The organism is Terribacillus halophilus (genome assembly GCF_900101385.1).
Taxonomy (GTDB): Bacteria; Bacillota; Bacilli; order Bacillales; family Amphibacillaceae; genus Terribacillus; species Terribacillus halophilus.
Map to the genome: position 1 here is coordinate 155,422 of NZ_FMZB01000006.1, position 18,002 is coordinate 173,423.

Annotated in this window: 15 protein-coding genes, 1 pseudogene and 2 riboswitches; of the genes and pseudogenes, 12 read left to right on the forward strand and 4 right to left on the reverse strand. The window is 46.6% G+C overall.

Annotated features, from left to right (window positions below; translation table 11 throughout):
• Positions 1-16: 16 nt before the first annotated feature.
• A riboswitch (SAM riboswitch) is annotated at positions 17-119 on the reverse strand.
• 106 nt (positions 120-225) lie between these two features.
• Positions 226-1,404 (forward strand): pyridoxal phosphate-dependent aminotransferase, encoded by a 1,179-nt coding sequence (locus tag BLQ53_RS11885; protein ID WP_093727536.1) that lies wholly within the window; start codon positions 226-228, stop codon positions 1,402-1,404.
• A gap of 40 nt (positions 1,405-1,444) precedes the next feature.
• Here BLQ53_RS11885 and BLQ53_RS11890 read toward each other — a convergent pair whose 3' ends face one another.
• The 3 genes and pseudogenes from BLQ53_RS11890 to BLQ53_RS19455 all read right to left on the reverse strand — a co-directional run bounded on the left by BLQ53_RS11890 (position 1,445) and on the right by BLQ53_RS19455 (position 3,709).
• On the reverse strand, positions 1,445-2,575 hold the full coding sequence (locus BLQ53_RS11890) for an MBL fold metallo-hydrolase (RefSeq protein WP_093727537.1): 1,131 nt from the start codon (positions 2,573-2,575) through the stop codon (positions 1,445-1,447).
• A 13-nt stretch (positions 2,576-2,588) separates the two neighbouring features.
• Entirely contained in the window at positions 2,589-3,215 is a 627-nt protein-coding gene (locus tag BLQ53_RS11895; protein WP_093727538.1) for a metal-dependent hydrolase, read from the reverse strand.
• 157 nt (positions 3,216-3,372) lie between these two features.
• Positions 3,373-3,709, reverse strand: a pseudogene (locus tag BLQ53_RS19455) (DUF4385 family protein).
• Between the two features lie 149 nt (positions 3,710-3,858).
• Between BLQ53_RS19455 and ddlA the strand changes: the two are divergent.
• From ddlA to BLQ53_RS11955, 11 genes are all read left to right on the forward strand, one after another.
• Positions 3,859-4,965: a D-alanine--D-alanine ligase gene (ddlA, locus tag BLQ53_RS11905; RefSeq protein ID WP_093727539.1), complete on the forward strand. Its 1,107-nt coding sequence runs from the start codon at positions 3,859-3,861 to the stop codon at positions 4,963-4,965.
• Positions 4,966-5,191: 226 nt separating this feature from the next.
• Positions 5,192-5,494 carry a hypothetical protein gene (locus BLQ53_RS11910; protein WP_093727540.1) on the forward strand — a complete coding sequence of 101 codons (303 nt, stop codon included), beginning with the start codon at positions 5,192-5,194 and terminating at the stop codon, positions 5,492-5,494.
• A 132-nt stretch (positions 5,495-5,626) separates the two neighbouring features.
• A riboswitch (PreQ1 riboswitch) is annotated at positions 5,627-5,671 on the forward strand.
• Between the two features lie 105 nt (positions 5,672-5,776).
• A complete protein-coding gene (queC, locus tag BLQ53_RS11915; RefSeq protein ID WP_093727541.1) occupies positions 5,777-6,436 on the forward strand; it encodes a 7-cyano-7-deazaguanine synthase QueC in 660 nt (219 codons plus the stop codon).
• Complete coding sequence (gene queD / locus BLQ53_RS11920; protein ID WP_093727542.1) at positions 6,433-6,870, forward strand: 6-carboxytetrahydropterin synthase QueD; 438 nt, start codon at positions 6,433-6,435, stop codon at positions 6,868-6,870. The genes queC and queD overlap by 4 nt, the downstream gene beginning before the upstream one ends.
• Positions 6,860-7,591 (forward strand): 7-carboxy-7-deazaguanine synthase QueE, encoded by a 732-nt coding sequence (queE, locus tag BLQ53_RS11925; RefSeq protein WP_093727543.1) that lies wholly within the window; start codon positions 6,860-6,862, stop codon positions 7,589-7,591. The genes queD and queE overlap by 11 nt, the downstream gene beginning before the upstream one ends.
• Before the next feature lie 184 nt (positions 7,592-7,775).
• Positions 7,776-9,035: an argininosuccinate synthase gene (locus BLQ53_RS11930; RefSeq protein WP_093727544.1), complete on the forward strand. Its 1,260-nt coding sequence runs from the start codon at positions 7,776-7,778 to the stop codon at positions 9,033-9,035.
• Entirely contained in the window at positions 9,032-10,447 is a 1,416-nt protein-coding gene (gene argH / locus BLQ53_RS11935) for an argininosuccinate lyase (protein ID WP_093727545.1), read from the forward strand. The genes BLQ53_RS11930 and argH overlap by 4 nt, the downstream gene beginning before the upstream one ends.
• Positions 10,448-10,537: 90 nt before the next feature.
• Positions 10,538-11,623 carry a carbamoyl phosphate synthase small subunit gene (locus BLQ53_RS11940; RefSeq protein WP_093727546.1) on the forward strand — a complete coding sequence of 362 codons (1,086 nt, stop codon included), beginning with the start codon at positions 10,538-10,540 and terminating at the stop codon, positions 11,621-11,623.
• The gene (carB, locus tag BLQ53_RS11945; RefSeq protein ID WP_093727547.1) at positions 11,616-14,819 is read left to right on the forward strand and encodes a carbamoyl-phosphate synthase (glutamine-hydrolyzing) large subunit; all 3,204 of its coding nucleotides are present in this window, start codon (positions 11,616-11,618) and stop codon (positions 14,817-14,819) included. The genes BLQ53_RS11940 and carB overlap by 8 nt, the downstream gene beginning before the upstream one ends.
• The gene (gene argF, locus BLQ53_RS11950) at positions 14,816-15,766 is read left to right on the forward strand and encodes an ornithine carbamoyltransferase (protein WP_093727548.1); all 951 of its coding nucleotides are present in this window, start codon (positions 14,816-14,818) and stop codon (positions 15,764-15,766) included. Before carB ends, argF begins: the two co-directional genes overlap by 4 nt.
• A 397-nt stretch (positions 15,767-16,163) precedes the next feature.
• Positions 16,164-16,736 (forward strand): VanZ family protein, encoded by a 573-nt coding sequence (locus tag BLQ53_RS11955; protein WP_093727549.1) that lies wholly within the window; start codon positions 16,164-16,166, stop codon positions 16,734-16,736.
• Here BLQ53_RS11955 and BLQ53_RS11960 read toward each other — a convergent pair whose 3' ends face one another.
• The gene (locus BLQ53_RS11960; RefSeq protein WP_093727550.1) at positions 16,737-18,002 is read right to left on the reverse strand and encodes an MFS transporter; all 1,266 of its coding nucleotides are present in this window, start codon (positions 18,000-18,002) and stop codon (positions 16,737-16,739) included.

An 18,002-nucleotide genomic window follows, 5' to 3' on the forward strand; every position in this document is an offset into this window, starting at 1 on the left:
GGCGTGTGTCTTCATCCCCTTATCCCTCAGCGTGTCGCTGTTGGAATTAGCACCGTGTGCAAATGCACCGGTTGCCGGGCTTCATCGGGCCAATTCCCTCCGCCTTCTCTTGATAAGAGTGTGTGATTCATGTATGATTTGTTCATTATCGCATTCTATTTCCAACACTGTCAAGATTGGTAATAGTCAGAATAGGAAGCGCGACACAACAGGAGAGTGAGTAAGATGGATTTTCCGTTTTCGGATGCATTGAAACGATTGCCGGAGCAGTTTTTTGCCGGCTTAGTACATAAAGTAAGCCTGCTGGAAAAAGAGGGCCACGATATCATCAAGCTCGGACAAGGGAACCCTGATCTGCCGACACCGCAGCATATCGTGGACAAACTGAAGGAAGCCGCAGATAATCCGGCTTATCATAAATATTCACCATTCAGAGGATTTGATTTCCTTAAACAGGTCATTTGTGACTTTTATGATCGGGAATACGGAGTGAAATTAGATCCGACAACAGAAGTGGCTATCATGTTCGGGTCAAAAACAGGTTTGGTGGAAATCAGCCAATGTCTGTTGAATCCAGGTGATTTGGCACTGCTTCCGGATCCGGGATATCCCGATTATATGTCCGGCATTGAACTTGCACAAGCACGGACATCGCTCATGCCATTAACGGCTGAAAATGAATTCCTGCCTAATTATGGTGCTATTCCTGCAAGTGATCTGGAAGAAGCAAAGCTGATGTTCCTGAACTATCCAAACAACCCGACTGCTGCAACAGCGGATCAGAAGTTCTTCGATAAGACAGTGGAACTGGCAAAGAAACATAAAATATGTGTACTGCATGATTTCGCTTATGGTGCACTTGGGTTTGACGGAGAAAAACCGCAAAGCTTCCTGCAATCCGAAGGCAGCAAGGAAGTTGGCGTCGAGATGTATACCTTGTCCAAAACATATAATATGGCAGGCTGGCGCATCGCGTTTGCAGTCGGTAATGCCTCTGTCATTGAAAGCATCAATCTAATTCAAGACCATGTTTATGTAAGCTTATTCGGTGGCATGCAGGAAGCAGCAGCTTACGCGTTAACTACAGATCAGACATGCGTGGAAGAACTTGTTCATACATATGAAAGCAGAAGAGATGCTTTCATCGGCCATTTACGTGCAATCGGCTGGGATGTACCCGAACCAAAAGGAACCTTCTTCGTTTGGCTGCCAGTTCCGCATGGTTATACATCCGAGGAATTCGCTGACTTGCTGCTCGAAAAGGCACATGTTGCGGTAGCGCCAGGGAATGGATTCGGAGAATATGGAGAAGGATACGTCCGAGCGGGTCTATTGGATACAGAAGAAAGATTGCTGGAAGCGGCAAAGCGAATCGAAAAGCTCGGAATCTTCTCAAAAGCATAAGAAAGAGCCAGTCACGGAATGGGACTGGCTCTTTTGTCTGTCAGCTGGTTACCGCGCAGCGATTTGGTCCGGATTCGATATCGGCTTCGTCTGTGCTGTCTATCGTCGCTTTTCCTTGGTTGGCTTCTCGAATCAGCTGATAACTATTCGGCTGTTGGGCAGGAATGCTTTTCAGAACGGAGGAAGCAAATTCGTCCGCATTCTGCAGCTGCAGTCTTGGATTTTTTCTGTACAGGTCTTCCATACGTGCTTGGACTGTACCATCACTTCCGATCTCTGACAGCTCGGAAAAATGAGAAGGCAGGACAATCAAGTCCAGGGATAATAATGGATATTCTTTATATAAAGTGTTATGCAGATCTTGTACCCATTGTTCTGCTTGACCCGCCAAATCCGGGCGTCCGATCGACTCGGTGAAGAGCGTATCCCCAGATAGCAAGTACGTGTCGTCAACGACAAAGCTCATGCTTCCTTCTGTATGGCCTGGTGAGGCCAGACAGCGCATGCCTTCTTCAGACTTCCCGAATGGTATTTCGGTCCCGTCTTGTAATGGGGAAAAGCTGAATTTTGCTTCTTTCCCATCATTAGCGGGGAACCAATACGTTGCCCCGGTTTCCTCTGCAAGCTTACTTCCGCCAGATAAATGATCTGCATGGAGGTGAGTATCAAGTACATGTTTGATTTTCCAGCCATTTTCCTTTGCAAAAGAAACATAGACTTTCGTGAATCTGGAGGGATCCACTACGGCTGCTTCGTCACCTGAGACGATCATATAGGAAAGGCAGCCTTTCCCGATACGCATAAACTGGTAAATGGACCCGCCATAAGTAAGATCGCCTACTTTACGGGGACTGATTGTTTCTCCCCAAGCTTGCATGCCTCCGACAACGTGGACAATATTTTCCATTCCAGCTGCTTTTAAGAGGGAGGCGGCGGTCTGAGCTGATTTACCCCGATAGCACATCACATAAACAGGTTCATGTTCTGGCAGCTGACGGCGGGCATGATTCGGGTCTGCTTTGATGTCGGCAAACGGAATATCATATCTTTTGACGCTGTCGACATCAATCGCCCAGTCTTGCACATCTGACCCTTGGCGGATATCAAGCAGATGAACGGTTTCTTTCTTTTTGACTCTTTCTGCCAATTCTGCTGTGTGCAATGGATTCATGCGATCGTCTCCTTTAGAAATCTTTTTTTAATATAGGAAGGAGCAGTTTGACTCCTTTCTTATTAACAGGGAATATCTTGCTGTCAGCCAGCAAGTGGCTTGCATAGCCAGCTGTACCCGCGAGTTGGGTACCGAATAGGGCTGTCTCCTGTTCGAAGAATGTCATCAATACGTAGAAATAGACCAACCCGATCAAAGAATGTGTGTAGCTTCGATGGCTGAGGAAAGATGCAATCCCGATATAACAGCCGCTCATGACAACCCATGTATGTCCCGTGTACAATCCGGTCAGCAGCACAGCGATACCTGTAATCAGCAGCATGAACTTCTTATTGATTACGCGGGAAAGAACCATAATTCCTGCTCCGATCGCTAAACCAATATAACGATCTTGGCCAAATAAATTCCACATACTATATAGAATGAGCAATAATCCGATAAAAATTGTAATATTGCGGATGGCTTTGTGTGAAAAAGTGATGCGGTTGGAGAGGATACCGCCTGTATCCAAATCTGGTACAAGGGCTGCAACTGCTGCTGTACAAGTCATGGTGACGGTAACAGCGCCTTCAGCATCCAAGGCGGTTGCACTTGCGAATCCAGCGCCTGCTCCGATTAATAAATGTGTAATTCCTTTCATTCTAGCTGTGCCTCCAAAAGTTAGTCTTTAAAAGCATACTAGAATCTTTATGTCATGGCTATCCGTATTGCTTCCAATGTACTTTCTTTCGCGAAAAATAATCCTCATCTTCTCTTGTTTCATCTACTTCGTTTTAAAAACTGGGAGGAAGCTGCTTTTACTTTATCCAATTGCCACCTGTACTTTTCTGTCTAGTCTTCCACTTTGTATTTTTGCAGCCTTTGTAGTGGACATAGCGACGAGCCCGGATATTGCCCATCTGGATATTCCTCCTTGTCATATTCATCCCGATAATATCGACCTGCTTGTGGTATTCCACAAACATCTTCGGCAGGATTCTTTTTAATTTCTGATGTCTTGAAGCGCCAATGGGGAAGGGTTTCACTCTTATAAGGCTCCACCATCAGCACACCTTGTTCACCGCGGCCGACACGATACTTATCCGTGTGTTTGCGAAAATCGGTGGAGGCATCAAAATGATCGTAATAGCCCATTTCCTTTCCCTCTGTCTAATTGTTAATGTATATAGTTACCGAATGTGCAGCATGTGAAACGCGATTTTTCTAATGGACATAGAAGGCAGCCGCATTCGTTTGTGATAAAATGAAAGTAATGGTCTCATGTCAGAAAGGAATGATTACAGTTGGGTAAAACAAAAGTGGGTATCGTCTTCGGCGGAAAATCCGCAGAACATGAAGTTTCCTTACAATCAGCAAAAAACATTGCCGATGCAATCGATAAAAATAAATATGATGTTGTCTTGATAGGAATCGATAAAGAAGGGAAATGGCAGCTGAATGATAAAGCAGATTATCTGCTGAATGCAAACGATCCGAAATTGATCGAATTGAAGCCTTCTAAGCAAGGCATCGCTGTTGTACCAGGGGTTAAGGAGCAGCAGCTTGTCAGTCCGAGCCAAGGCTCTGTCCTTGATCAAGTGGATGTCATCTTCAGCATCCTTCACGGAACACTCGGCGAGGACGGAAGCATGCAAGGGATGCTTCGAATCGCCAATCTTCCATATGTAGGCCCGAATGTACTCAGCTCGGCCGTCTGTATGGATAAAGATATCGCCAAGCGTCTATTGAAGGAAGCGGGAATTCGTGTTGCGAATGGTTTCACCTTCAAAAAGCGTCAGCTTGGATCCATCAAATATGAAGAAGTGGCAAAAGTGCTGGGCAGCACAGTCTTCATCAAACCTGCCAACCAAGGTTCCTCTGTCGGTGTAAGCAAAGCCAAGACAGAAGAGGAATTCTACAAAGGTTTGGAAGAAGCATTCCGTTATGACACGAAAGTGCTCGTGGAAGAAGCTATCGCAGGCCGTGAAATTGAAGTGGCAGTACTTGGCAATGAAGAACCAATGGCATCATTGCCTGGAGAAATCCTGCCGAAAACGGAATTTTATTCGTATGAATCCAAGTATATAGATGAATCCGGTGCAGAGCTTGCAATCCCGGCTCAGCTTTCCGAGTCTGTTACAGTACAAGCGAGGAAGCTTGCAGTTGAGGTGTTCCAGACACTGGATGTCGAAGGACTTGCGCGCGTTGACTTCTTCTTGACAGAAGATGGCGAATTCGTTGTGAATGAAGTGAACACACTGCCAGGCTTCACAAAAATCAGTATGTATCCAAAGCTTTGGGACATCACAGGCATCTCTTATTCAGACCTGATCGACCGTCTGATTCAACTTGCCATTGAGCGACACAAACGGGATAACGAATTGAGTAGTGCAGCTTTTGAACAATTTTGATTGAGATATACACATAGTATTTTAAAAAGGAGAACCCGAACTGAATGGTGACTCGTAAAATAGATTCACTACAGTTAAGGTTTTCCTTTTTGATTTGCCGTCTGAACGGAATGGAATAGTCGAGATAAGGAATGCGGCGGTTTTCGTTTCTATATTACGTCCAAAGGATTTATATTCCCTTATATGGATTTAAATGGTATATTGGGTTGATACGAGGTGAATAGTAATGATAGAAGTTAAACGTCAGAGAAGTTGGTCGGATCAGTTAAGAAATTATGATGTGATATTGGATGGTAAAAAGTTAGGAACTGTTGGTCGGAAAGAAAGCTGCAGTTTTCATGTGGAGCCTGGCAGACATACAATCCACTTAGAAATTGATTGGTGCAGGAGTAAAAAAATAGAGTTTGAATCTCGTGAAAACGAAACAATAAGCTTTAATTGCGGAGGACTGAAAGGAATAAGATTTCTTTTTTTAGTTTGGTATATCACTTTTGGCCGCAGCAGCTATCTTTGGTTAAAACGAGTCTGAAAGTGGCGTGAGCAAATAACTGACAGGGCTGTTACTGGCGGCCCTCTAGTTGACTCGAGTCATTTTTCATATGCAAAAGACTCCGCCTATGATACAATGAACTGCAGAATAGAATAAAAAATCCAGGCCATTCTGGGAGAGGTTCTAGCACAACCCTCTATAAAAAACTAAGGAACTATATCCTTGGGTATAGTCTTTTTTATTTTTTTATGGATAATTGGCAGCCTCTTCCGCGTGGAAGAGGCTTTTTTATTGGAGTGTCTGGAAAAAAGGAGAAACGCAATGAAGAAGGGTAAAGCCATCGTCGTATTCAGCGGCGGTCAAGATAGTACAACTTGTTTGTTTTGGGCAATGGAGCAGTTCGAGGAAGTGGAGGCTGTCACATTTAATTATAATCAGCGCCATAGCCTGGAGATCGAAGTTGCTGAACAAATAGCGAAAGAACAAGGAATCAGACATCATGTATTGGATATGTCCCTACTGAATCAGCTTGCTCCAAACGCGCTGACAAGAGATGATATCGAAATCGAACAGGAGGAAGGAGAGCTTCCGTCCACATTCGTGCCAGGGCGTAATTTAGTATTCCTCTCCTTTGCTGCGATTTTGGCTCACCAAGTAGGTGCCAAGCATCTTGTCACAGGTGTCTGTGAAACGGACTTCAGCGGCTATCCGGATTGCCGCGATATCTTCGTGAAATCACTGAATGTATCTCTCAATCTATCAATGGATAAAGATTTCGTCATCCATACGCCATTGATGTGGCTGGATAAAGCCGAAACTTGGGAAATGGCGGATCAGCTCGGTCAGCTTGAGTATGTGAAAGAAAAAACACTTACTTGCTATAACGGCATTGTAGCCCAGGGCTGCGGCGATTGCCCAGCTTGTAAGCTACGCCAAAACGGACTTGATCAATACGAAGCGAAAAAGGCGGCAAAGGTATGATCCAGCAAATTTATCCACAAGTACAGCATGACTATAGTTACGAGCTGAACAAGGATTTGCATTTCGCTGCAGCACACAGCATCCAGCATCCTGATGCCGGCAAGTGCCAGCAGGTGCATGGCCATACGTATTTTGCCAATGTGACGATTGCTGGGGATGAATTGGATGACAGTGGATTTTTATTCAATTTCTCCACAATCAAAGCACTGATTCATAAGAAATTCGACCATACCTTATTGAATGACCACACAGATGTATTCGAAAAAAACGATTTCCCGACAACAGAAGTGATGGCTCGAAAAATCTATGAATTGATTCAACAAGAACTGGATCAGCTGCCTCACAAGCCGAAATGCCTGCAAGTTTTCTTGCGTGAGACACCGACCAGCTATTGCGTATACCGACCAAAGCGAGGAACAGAAAATGGCCAGTAAATTTCCAGTTTTAGAAGTATTCGGTCCTACCGTGCAAGGAGAAGGAATGGTTGTTGGACAAAAGACGATGTTCGTCCGTACAGCAGGCTGTGACTACAGCTGTAGCTGGTGTGATTCTGCCTTTACATGGGATGGATCGGCCAAGGATGACATTCGGCAGCTGACTGCCGAAGAAATTTGGGACCGATTGGAGGAAGTGGGCGGAGATCGGTTCCGTCACGTAACCATCTCTGGCGGAAACCCTGCACTTCTTAAGAATCTAGGGGAGTTCACAGAGCTTCTTAAAAAGAAGGAAGTAAAAATAGCTTTGGAGACGCAAGGGAGCCGGTATCAGCCTTGGTTCCTGGAAATCGATGACCTTACCATATCCCCTAAGCCGCCAAGCTCCTTGATGAAGACAGATTTTCATCGTCTTGATGAGATAATCAACAATCTGAGAGATGCAGGGCGACTTATGCATGTGAGTCTGAAGGTTGTCATTTTCGATGAAGAAGATTTGCGTTATGCAACGAATGTTCATAAACGTTATCCAGATGTTAGTTTTTACGTACAAGTCGGTAACCATGATACAGCTACTTTGGATGATGCAGCATTGAAGGATGCATTGCTGTCCAAGTATGAATGGCTGATTGACCAGGTATCTGCTTCCAACGAACTGAATCATGTGCGTGTCCTGCCGCAACTTCATACACTTGTATGGGGAAATAAACGCGGTGTATAAATGAAGACGAGTTCTTAGACTCGTCTTTTTTTATGCCTGAAAGTGGGCAGGCACAATCTACCTGTCAAAATAATAGGATACCTAGTCAATAAATTAACAAAAAATGCTTGAATTTATATTAGTTATAATGCATAATAATTCACATAAATAAATCGAGCATTCAGCATGGAGAGGGAGATTCATTATGGCAAAGGATAAAATCGTACTCGCATACTCTGGTGGTTTAGATACTTCTGTAGCAATCAAGTGGCTGCAGGATAAATATAATTATGATGTAATCGCAGTTGGTTTGGATGTTGGGGAAGGAAAGGATTTGGATTTCGTTCAGGAGAAAGCCTTGCAGGTGGGAGCTATCAAATCCTATACAGTCGATGCTAAAGCTGCGTATGCAGAGGAATACGTACTTCCAGCTTTGAAAGCAAACTTGCTATATGAAGGAAAATATCCCCTTGTTTCCGCGCTTAGCCGTCCGTTGATCGCGAAGGTGCTAGTCGATATCGCGAAAGAAGAAGGAGCGGTGGCTGTAGCTCATGGCTGCACTGGTAAAGGAAATGACCAAGTGCGCTTTGACGTAAGCTTCACAGCTTTGAATCCAGACTTGAAGATTGTTGCTCCTGTGCGTGAATGGGCAATGAGCCGTGATGAAGAGATTGAATATGCACAGCAGCATGGCATTCCAGTCCCGGTTGGCAAAGAAAGCCCATATAGTGTCGATCAAAATCTTTGGGGCCGTTCCAACGAGTGCGGAATTTTGGAAGATCCGTGGGAGCAGCCGCCTGGTGATGCTTTCGGATTGACGGTTGATCCGGAAGATGCTCCGGATGAGGCACAGATCGTGACAATCACTTTTGAAAAAGGGAAGCCGGTCGCAATTGATGGCGAGGCTTATGCATTGGATGAACTTATCCTGAAATTGAACGAAATCGCAGGTAAGCACGGTGTCGGACGTATTGACCATGTTGAAAATAGATTGGTCGGAATCAAATCCCGTGAAATTTATGAATGCCCGGCAGCCGTGACACTTATTGCTGCCCATCAGGAATTGGAAGCTTTGACGATGACTCGCGAAATTTCCCAATTCAAGCCGATCGTCGAACAGAAACTGGCACAGACGATTTATGATGGTCTATGGTATTCTCCGCTTACAAAAGCGCTGCAAGCATTCATCGAAGAAACACAGCAGACAGTCTCCGGTAATGTCAAAGTGAAGTTGTACAAAGGACATGCACTTGTTGTCGGCAGGGAGTCCGCTGAATCGCTGTACAGCTTTGATTTGGCAACATATAAACCAGAAGATAAATTCGATCATGATGCAGCACTCGGATTCATCCAGCTTTGGGGTCTTCCTACAAAGGTGCAGGCTGAGGTTGCCCGTCAGCAAACAGTACAAATCGAGGCACCATCTCTATTGAAAATCGACAAAAAAGAAGCTGTGAAACAATGAAGCTCTGGGGAGGAAGATTCACGAAGCCGACCAATGAATTAGTAGACGCCTACACTTCCTCCATCGGCTTTGATCAGAAACTGGCTGAATATGATATCCAAGGCAGTCTGGCGCATGTGGCAATGCTCGGCAAATGCGGCATCATCGAACAGCATGAAGCGGAAACGATCGCAGATGGATTAAAGCAGGTGCTGAACAAAATCCAGGAAGGCGAAGCAACGCTCACGCAAGCAGATGAAGATATCCATATGAATGTGGAGCGGTTATTGATCGAGCACATCGGTCCGGTGGGCGGCAAGCTGCATACCGGAAGAAGCCGTAACGACCAAGTGGCATTGGATATGCGTTTATATTTGCGGGAAGCAATCGTCGATATTGTCGGATTGCTGGGAGCTGTACAGACGGCATTGACGGAACAGGCAAAGCAGCATCTGGATACGATCCTTCCTGGCTATACGCATTTACAGCGGGCGCAGCCAGTATTGTTTGGCCATCACCTTATGGCATACGCATATATGCTGCAGCGGGATGTCGAGCGTCTGCAGGATAGTTGGAAGCGCGTAAACAAAATGCCGCTTGGCGCAGGAGCCTTGGCTGGGACCACTTTCCCGATCGATCGGCATTTTGTCGCGGGGCAGCTCCATTTTGACGGGATTACCGAAAACAGTCTGGACAGTGTCAGTGATCGTGATTTTGTCGTGGAATTCCTGTCAGCTGCAAGTTTGATCAGTATGCACCTATCACGACTATCAGAGGAGTTGGTGCAATGGTCCAGTGCGGAGTTCAATTTCATCGAATTGGATGACGCATTTTCGACTGGCAGCAGCATGATGCCACAGAAAAAGAACCCTGATGTGGCAGAGCTTGTCCGGGGTAAATCCGGCCGGGTCTTCGGCCATCTAATGGGGATGCTGACAACCTTGAAAGGTCTTCCGCTTGCGTATAACAAGGATATGCAGGAAGACAAAGAAGGTATGTTCGATACAGTGGAGACACTGAAGGGGGCACTTGGGCTTTTCGCGCCGATGATCGAGACGATGTCTGTGAAGCAGGATAATATGTACCGCGCTGTCCGTAATGATTTCTCGAATGCGACAGATCTTGCCGATTATTTGGTGGCAAAAGGCATGGCTTTTCGTGAATCACATGCAGTGGTCGGTCAGACAGTATTGTACAGTATCGAACAAGGAAAGTACTTGCTGGATCTTGGTCTAGAGGAGCTGCAGCAGTTTTCCAGTCTGATAGAAGAAGATATTTATGAGGCACTTGCGCCGGAAACGGTCGTAGCAGCCAGGAATATTCCGGGAGGTACGGCCAAAGCAAGGGTCCAGGACCAAGTGGATAATATAGAAGCCTTGCTGGAAACAAATAGGAAGTGGACAGAAGAGCAGGCTGCCAAACTGGAGGGGTGAGCAGCTGCTCACCTTTCTTTTTCTTATAAATGCATATTTATTAGTTTTTCGGAATAAAGATAATGTCCGTTTCGGAAAGGAGCAGCATGAATGGAAGAGACAAAGGGTTATTTGATGCTCAGTACAGGCGATATATTGGAAGGTGTCTGGCTCGGTAAAACAACGGAATCAGATGGGGAAATGGTTTTCAATACAGCGATGACAGGCTATCAGGAAGTGATGACGGATCCTTCTTATGCCGGGCAGATTGTTACGATGACATATCCGCTGATCGGAAATTATGGTTTCAATGCACAGGACAAGGAAAGCCATACACCGTTTATCCATGGGCTTGTCATTTCGACGCCATGTGAAACACCGGCGCACTACCAAGCAACCCAGACATTGCAGGATATTGCGGATGCGTACAATTTTCCGATTTTGGCACAGGTGGATACGCGAAGACTGACAAAAATAATTCGCCAGCATGGGGACGTTTATGGAAAAATGACCAAAACGCCGGGAGCTGTTCCGGATAAAGCAAAGGTATCCGAGAAAATCGTGGAGAAAGTCTCCGTTAAACAGGAGCAGTTCCACCAAGCAGAAGGCCCACCGGCTGCCCATGTAGCAATCATCGATTATGGGTATAAGCATTCCATACGGGATATGCTGCTGGAAAATAACTGTGACGTCACCATTTTTCCTTTTGATACGACGCTGGAAGAGCTGCAGAAAGCAAAAGTGGATGGGGTTCTGCTGTCCAATGGTCCTGGCGATCCGAAATCCTTGGCATACTTAGCGGAAGAAATCAAACGGATTGCAGATTTTTACCCGACTCTGGGTATCTGTCTCGGACATCAGCTGCTGGCACTTGCATTCGGTGGAAATACGATGCGGCTGCCTTATGGACATCGCGGAAGCAACCACCCGGTTCAGCATCTGCCGAGCGGCAAAGTATCGATTACTTCTCAGAACCATGGATATGTCGTCGATGAAGCTTCTATTTCCCAGTCGCTTTGGAATATCCTTTACAGCAATGTCAATGATGGTTCGGTGGAAGGGCTGCAGCACTGCTCCAAACCGATCATGAGTGTCCAATTCCATCCCGAAGCGCATCCTGGACCGAGCGATACGTATGATGTGTTCGAACAATTCTTGAATTCGGTACGAAACAGAGGAGTGACAGCATATGCCTAAACAGCCACACATCAAGAAAGTCTTAGTCATCGGTTCTGGTCCGATTGTCATCGGGCAGGCGGCAGAATTCGATTATGCAGGCACACAAGCTTGTCTGGCTTTGAAAGAGGAAGGAGTAGAGGTCATCCTCGTCAATAATAATCCAGCCACGATCATGACGGATCAGGCATTTGCCGATCAAGTGTATTTGGAGCCGCTCACCTGTGAGTCCTTGACCAATATCATCGAAAAGGAAAGACCGGATGGCCTGCTGCCTACTTTAGGCGGCCAGACCGGCCTTAACCTTGCTGTAAGTCTGGATCAAGCAGGTGTTTTGGAAAAATACGATGTCACCCTTTTAGGTACACCGCTGGATGCCATCCAGCGTGGTGAAGATCGCGAACTGTTCAAGCAGATGATGCAAGATATCAACGAACCAGTACCGGAAAGCCTTCCGATCACTTCCATCCAAGAAGCCAAAGCTTTCGCTGAAAAAACGGGATTTCCAATCATCATCCGCCCGGCTTATACGCTGGGAGGAGCCGGCGGGGGGATCGCCAATGACCTACCTGAACTGCTGCGTTATGTGAAAAGCGGAATCCAGGCAAGTCCGATCAACCAAGTATTGATCGAGCAAAGTGTAAAAGGCTGGAAGGAAATCGAATATGAAGTGATGCGTGACGCCAATGACACCTGCATCATTGTCTGCAATATGGAAAATATCGACCCTGTTGGCATACATACAGGAGACAGTATCGTGGTCGCGCCTTCCCAGACGCTGACGGATAGACAGTATCAGATGCTCCGGACAGTATCTTGTAAAGTCATCCGTGAACTGGGGGTTGTCGGAGGATGTAATATCCAGTTTGCACTGAATCCGCATAGCGATGAGTACGTCATCATCGAGGTGAATCCGCGAGTAAGCCGCTCCAGTGCACTGGCTTCCAAAGCAACGGGCTATCCGATTGCCCGGATTGCCGCAAAGCTTGCACTGGGCTATCACCTACATGAGGTGCCGAATCCGATCACCGGAGATACATTTGCCAGCTTCGAGCCGGCCATCGACTATGTAGCGGTGAAAATTCCGCGCTGGCCATTCGATAAGTTCACACAGGCTGATCGTTTGCTTGGTACACAAATGAAAGCGACAGGCGAAGTCATGGCACTTTCCCGCAACTTGCCGGCTGGATTGCATAAAGCAATTCGTTCTTTGGAGATTGGACTTGAAGAATTCCGTCTCCCGTCTGCTGAAGCACTGTCGGACATCGAGCTGGAACAAGGTCTCAAAGCTGCAGATGATCGCCGGCTGTTCCTGCTTGCAGAAGCACTGCGCCGCGGGATAACGATTGAAACCATTCATGAATGGACAGAAATCACGACATTCTTCCTTCATGAAATGAAGCGAATCATTGATGTCGAGCAGGAATTGAAGGATGGAGGCTGGCAGCCGGATGAAATGCTTGTTCGAAAGGCAAAGACACTTGGGTTCAGCAATGTCGCCCTGGCCAGCGTTCTTGATCAGCCACTGGCGGCAGTCGAAGGACTGATTAAGGAGCTTGGAACCAAGCCATCTTATAAGATGGTAGATACATGTGCAGCAGAGTTTTCCGCGCAAACGCCTTATTTTTATTCCAGCTGGCAGGAAGAAGATGAGGTCGATCCATTGCCAGCAGCAGGTAAAAAAGTAGTGGTGCTCGGCTCTGGTCCGATTCGGATCGGGCAAGGGGTGGAATTTGATTTCTGTTCTGTACAATCGGCTCTATCTTTGCGGGAGCAAGGAATCCGTTCGATCGTCATCAATAATAATCCGGAAACTGTCAGTACAGATTTTAATACGGCAGACCATTTGTACTTCGAGCCGCTCACAAAAGAAGATGTGCTGCACATCATCGAAAAAGAGCAAGCCGATGAAGTGCTCGTCCAGTTCGGAGGGCAGACAGCAATCAATTTGGCTGCGGATTTGGCGGAAGCTGGGGTGACGATTGCTGGAACCAGCACGGCTTCGATCGATCGTGTAGAGAACAGGGAAGCTTTCTATGATTTGCTGCATTCTTTGAACATCCCGCATATTCCAGGCGCGACGGTGATGGATACAGCATCGTTGAAGGACGAGGCTCGCCGTATCGGCTATCCGATTTTGATTCGTCCATCTTATGTGATCGGCGGTCAAGGAATGGTCATCCTTCATTCGGAAGATGAGCTCGAGTCTTATTTGGAAGGACTGCAGCACCAAATCCAAACTTCCCATCTGTTCCCGCTGCTTCTCGATAAATATGTTCCAGGTATGGAAGTAGAGGTGGATGTTGTATGTGATGGAGCAGATATCCTTATTCCGGGCATCTATGAACATATCGAACCGGCTGGTATCCATAGCGGGGACAGTACTGCAATTTTCCCTGCTCCCAGCTTGAGTCAATCAGAGACAGATAGGATTGTAAGTTATGCAAGTCGAATCTCGGATGCTCTTCAGATGAAAGGCATCATGAACATACAATTTGTCTTCAGTAAGGATCGTGGCATTCTGTATGTCCTGGAAGTCAATCCGCGTGCCTCCCGTACAGTACCTATTTCCAGTAAGGTGACAGGTATCCCATTGGTTGACTTAGCGACAAGAATCCAGATGGGTGCAGCATTGCAGCAATTAGGTTACCCGCTTGGATTGCAAAAAGAGATACCATTCTTTGCCGTGAAGCTGCCTGTCTTCTCGACGACAAAGCTTGCAGGTGTTGATCCGCTCCTTGGACCGGATATGCAATCGACGGGAGAAGCAATCGGTTTAGGGAAAACGGTGCCGGAAGCACTGAATAAGGCATTTGGCTGGAAGGAAAAAACACTTAGAACTTTGACGGATGACGCACAGATCCTCTTGGATGCAGAAGCTTCCGATTTGATCCAGCTGGAAGCACTGCTTGGGCAGCTGCAAGCCAAAGCAGTACTGACAGAGGAAACGGCAGCGCTTCTGCCAGATGCGGATGGATATCAAGTTATTTCCTATGAAGAAGCGATCGATATGGTTGAAGATCAAAAAATGACAGCAGTATGCAGTACGAGAAAGGGGCGTCAAGGTATCCGTGAATCGGCATGGAAGACAGAGACGCCGTGTATGACAAGTTTGCCGACCATGCAAAGCTATTTGATGGCTAGCAAAGAGATGCTGGCAGACAGCCTATCAATTTCAGAATATCTGGATCAAGCGGAAAAGGAGCATGTGCGATGAAACAACGGACAGAGGAGCATTCCCTTGCAGGCAGAAGCCTTTTATCCTTGCAGGATTTGACAAAGGAAGAGATTCATTACGTGCTGGATTTGGCTGCCGGGCTGAAGAGTCAGCAGCAAAAAGGGGAGCTGATCCAGCCGCTGAATGGGAAAACATTAGGGATGATTTTCGAGAAATCTTCCACACGTACACGAGTCTCTTTTGAAACCGGCATTTATCAGCTTGGCGGTATGGGACTTTATCTGAATGCAAATGACCTGCAGCTCGGCCGCGGTGAACCTGTTGCAGATACAGCAAAGGTGTTGTCGGGCTATCTGGATGTGATCATGATCCGTGCCAATTCACATAAGATGGTCGAAGAGCTGGCAGCCCATGCCAGCATCCCGGTGATCAATGGTTTGACGGATTTGTTCCATCCATGTCAGGCACTGGCTGATATGCAGACAATCCTGGAATATAAGGAAACATTGGAAGGTGTGAAACTTGCCTATATCGGAGACGCCAACAATGTAGCCAACAGCCTGATGTTTGCGGCAGCGAAGACAGGTATGCAAATCCGGATTGCATCACCTGCCGGTTATCAGCCACTTCCTGAAATGGTAGAGAAAGCAAGCGCAATTAGTGATGATCCGGAATTTCTGCTTATTACGGAGAGTCCAGAAGTTGCATGCGCAGGAGCGGATGTCATTTATACAGATGTCTGGACGAGTATGGGGCAGGAACAGGAGACAAAAGCAAGACTTGCGGCTTTCCATGGATATCAAGTGAATGAAGCACTCATGGATTCTGCAGCGTCAGATGCCATCTTCTTGCACTGTTTACCGGCGCATCGGGGAGAGGAAGTCACCGCTGCTGTCATTGATGGTCCACAATCGGCCGTATTCCAGGAAGCGGAAAACCGTCTACATGTCCAAAAAGCGCTTATGCTTGCTGTTATGGGAAAATAGATAAAAAACAAAGAGGCTGGGACAAAAGTGTTTTAGCTAAATGAAAACCCGAACTATTGACGTGAATCTTGAAAAAAAGATACGCGTAAGTTCGGGTTTTTTGACGTTAACCTATACTAGCGTAGATAGAATACGGAGACTCCAACGGGAACAGCACGAGCTGAAGACCCCGCAGTGGTGATCTTTCCACGAGGAGGCTGAGGCCGTGCCCGTGGAAAGCGGAGTATTCTGCCGAAGCGGCAGCAATGTTCGCTTTTAAGCAATCATATTTTAGTTATGTCCCAGCCTCTTTCTGTATCTATGCGTTCACAATAAAGGAAAAATCATGTAGACTAGACGGTATATGTCCACTTACTCCACGTAAGGGACTTCTAGCATACAGGAGAGAGTAATTACTATGTTAACTTACGTAGCGCCAGCTATTTTCCTGGCGTTTGTCTATTTATTGTCCATCATTCCGTTTCACCAGACGTTCGGTATTACCAAGAAACAGCATTTATTGATGGCATCGTTCGCCATATATGTGATTGCCGTCGTCTGTCTTACATTTTTCCCATTGCCCGTGGATCAGCACCTCATCGAAGAAAATCAGCAGCTGGAAACAAGCTACCGCTGGAATACATCGCCGCTTGCTTCCATCATGCAAATCTGGCATACGACGCAAATAGATGGCTTCGGATACGGGCTGGCACTTAAAAATCTAGGAGGCAACATTCTCTTATTCGTACCGCTTGGCTTTTATCTGCCTTTGCTCGTGCGCCGCACCAGATCGTTCTTTGCCGTCGTTCTGTGCGGACTCATATTCAGTACGGCAATCGAGTCGACACAAGGTCTGCTCAATTATTTTGTCGGCTATAATTATCGATCTGTCGATATAGATGATATCATCCTCAATGTGTTAGGAGCTATGCTCGGCTATGCATTTTATTGGGTGGCGCTGCGTCCATTGTTGAAAAAGGACAAACTGTGATCAGCTTGTTTCCTGCCGGGAACCCTTGAAACCGAGCAATTCTGGTGAAAGGGAAGCTAGCGGTCCTAGTTTGCGCAGCTTCGGATACAGAAGCCAGGATATGGAAAGCAAGGCTAGGCCGACACCAGCGGCGCAAAAGACCCAAGACACAGGAAGAAGTGTGGCTGCGTAACCGCCGGTCAACGATCCGATTGGTGTTGCAATGGTGCTGAAGCTCGCGGTTGCGCTTGTGACTCTGCCGATCAAGGAAACAGGAAGTAAGGTCTGTAACATCGTTGCGAACGTAACATTGATGCAGCCGACAGGGACCCAAGCGAGCCCGAATAGGATTACACTCATCCAAGTCCATGGCACAAAAGCAGCAGCTGCCCATATTGCAGAAGCTAAGAACATGGTGAGGATTGTCGCTTTGCCGATGGGAAGTTTACTGAAAGAGGCTGCTAATAGTGCTCCTATCAAAGCGCCGCAAGACATAGCTGCTAAATACAAACCATATACAGCAGCCCCTTGCCGCTCGTCTGCAAAAGCTGGCATCACAGCCATAGCTGCACCAATTGCCAGATTGCATAATACTGCCCCGAATAATGCGGCAGCCAAAATGGTTGTGAATAGAATCTTGAGCCCTTCTTTCAATTCAGTGATGTAAGAATTTATAGCTGAACGAGCAGTGCCGGACATATCAGTCTGTACTTTTTGATGCGGAATTCTAAGGAAGCTGAATAAAAGGAAAGCAATACAGAAGGTGAAAGAGTCGATGATGAATAATAATGTCGCTCCAAAGACAGCAATCATCACGCCTGCAATGGCGTTAAAGATAAGATCGACACCTTGGTAAGCAAGGGAGAATAATGCATTACCAGCAGGCAGTTCTTCTTTTTTCAGAACGAGTGGTAATGCCTTGGTTTCTGTCGGATATGCGAATGCATTGATAGAAGTCAAAATCGGCATGATGATGAGTACCAGTGTGACAGACAGGAAGTCCAGCCAAGCCGCAAGCGGAATAAGCAGGATAAGCACGGCTTGGAGTGCTTGCGTCCATAGCAGCGTGGCACGTATCGGCCAGCGGTCAATAAGCGGGCCGATCAGGAACTGCAAAATATTCGGGATCTGTGTCAGGGCTCCGGCTAGCCCCGAATAAAATGCGCTGCCGCTCAGGTCATAAACAAGCCACATAGCGGCAATGAAATAAATGCTGTCGCCAATATTGGTGACAATGCGCCCTGAGAAAAGAAGGCTATAATTTCGCTGTTTTAAAATAGCAAACAT

Bases quoted from the DNA above. Each gene is read 5' to 3' on its own strand.
- queE (WP_093727543.1), top strand. From the start codon at position 6,860: ATGGCCAGTAAATTTCCAGTTTTAGAAGTATTCGGTCCTACCGTGCAA.
- BLQ53_RS11885 (WP_093727536.1), top strand. From the start codon at position 226: ATGGATTTTCCGTTTTCGGATGCATTGAAACGATTGCCGGAGCAGTTT.
- queC (WP_093727541.1), top strand. From the start codon at position 5,777: ATGAAGAAGGGTAAAGCCATCGTCGTATTCAGCGGCGGTCAAGATAGT.
- BLQ53_RS11960 (WP_093727550.1), bottom strand. From the start codon at position 18,002: ATGTTTGCTATTTTAAAACAGCGAAATTATAGCCTTCTTTTCTCAGGG.
- BLQ53_RS11895 (WP_093727538.1), bottom strand. From the start codon at position 3,215: ATGAAAGGAATTACACATTTATTAATCGGAGCAGGCGCTGGATTCGCA.
- BLQ53_RS11940 (WP_093727546.1), top strand. From the start codon at position 10,538: ATGGAAGAGACAAAGGGTTATTTGATGCTCAGTACAGGCGATATATTG.
- argF (WP_093727548.1), top strand. From the start codon at position 14,816: ATGAAACAACGGACAGAGGAGCATTCCCTTGCAGGCAGAAGCCTTTTA.
- BLQ53_RS11890 (WP_093727537.1), bottom strand. From the start codon at position 2,575: ATGAATCCATTGCACACAGCAGAATTGGCAGAAAGAGTCAAAAAGAAA.
- queD (WP_093727542.1), top strand. From the start codon at position 6,433: ATGATCCAGCAAATTTATCCACAAGTACAGCATGACTATAGTTACGAG.
- carB (WP_093727547.1), top strand. From the start codon at position 11,616: ATGCCTAAACAGCCACACATCAAGAAAGTCTTAGTCATCGGTTCTGGT.
- BLQ53_RS11955 (WP_093727549.1), top strand. From the start codon at position 16,164: ATGTTAACTTACGTAGCGCCAGCTATTTTCCTGGCGTTTGTCTATTTA.
- argH (WP_093727545.1), top strand. From the start codon at position 9,032: ATGAAGCTCTGGGGAGGAAGATTCACGAAGCCGACCAATGAATTAGTA.
- BLQ53_RS11910 (WP_093727540.1), top strand. From the start codon at position 5,192: ATGATAGAAGTTAAACGTCAGAGAAGTTGGTCGGATCAGTTAAGAAAT.
- BLQ53_RS11930 (WP_093727544.1), top strand. From the start codon at position 7,776: ATGGCAAAGGATAAAATCGTACTCGCATACTCTGGTGGTTTAGATACT.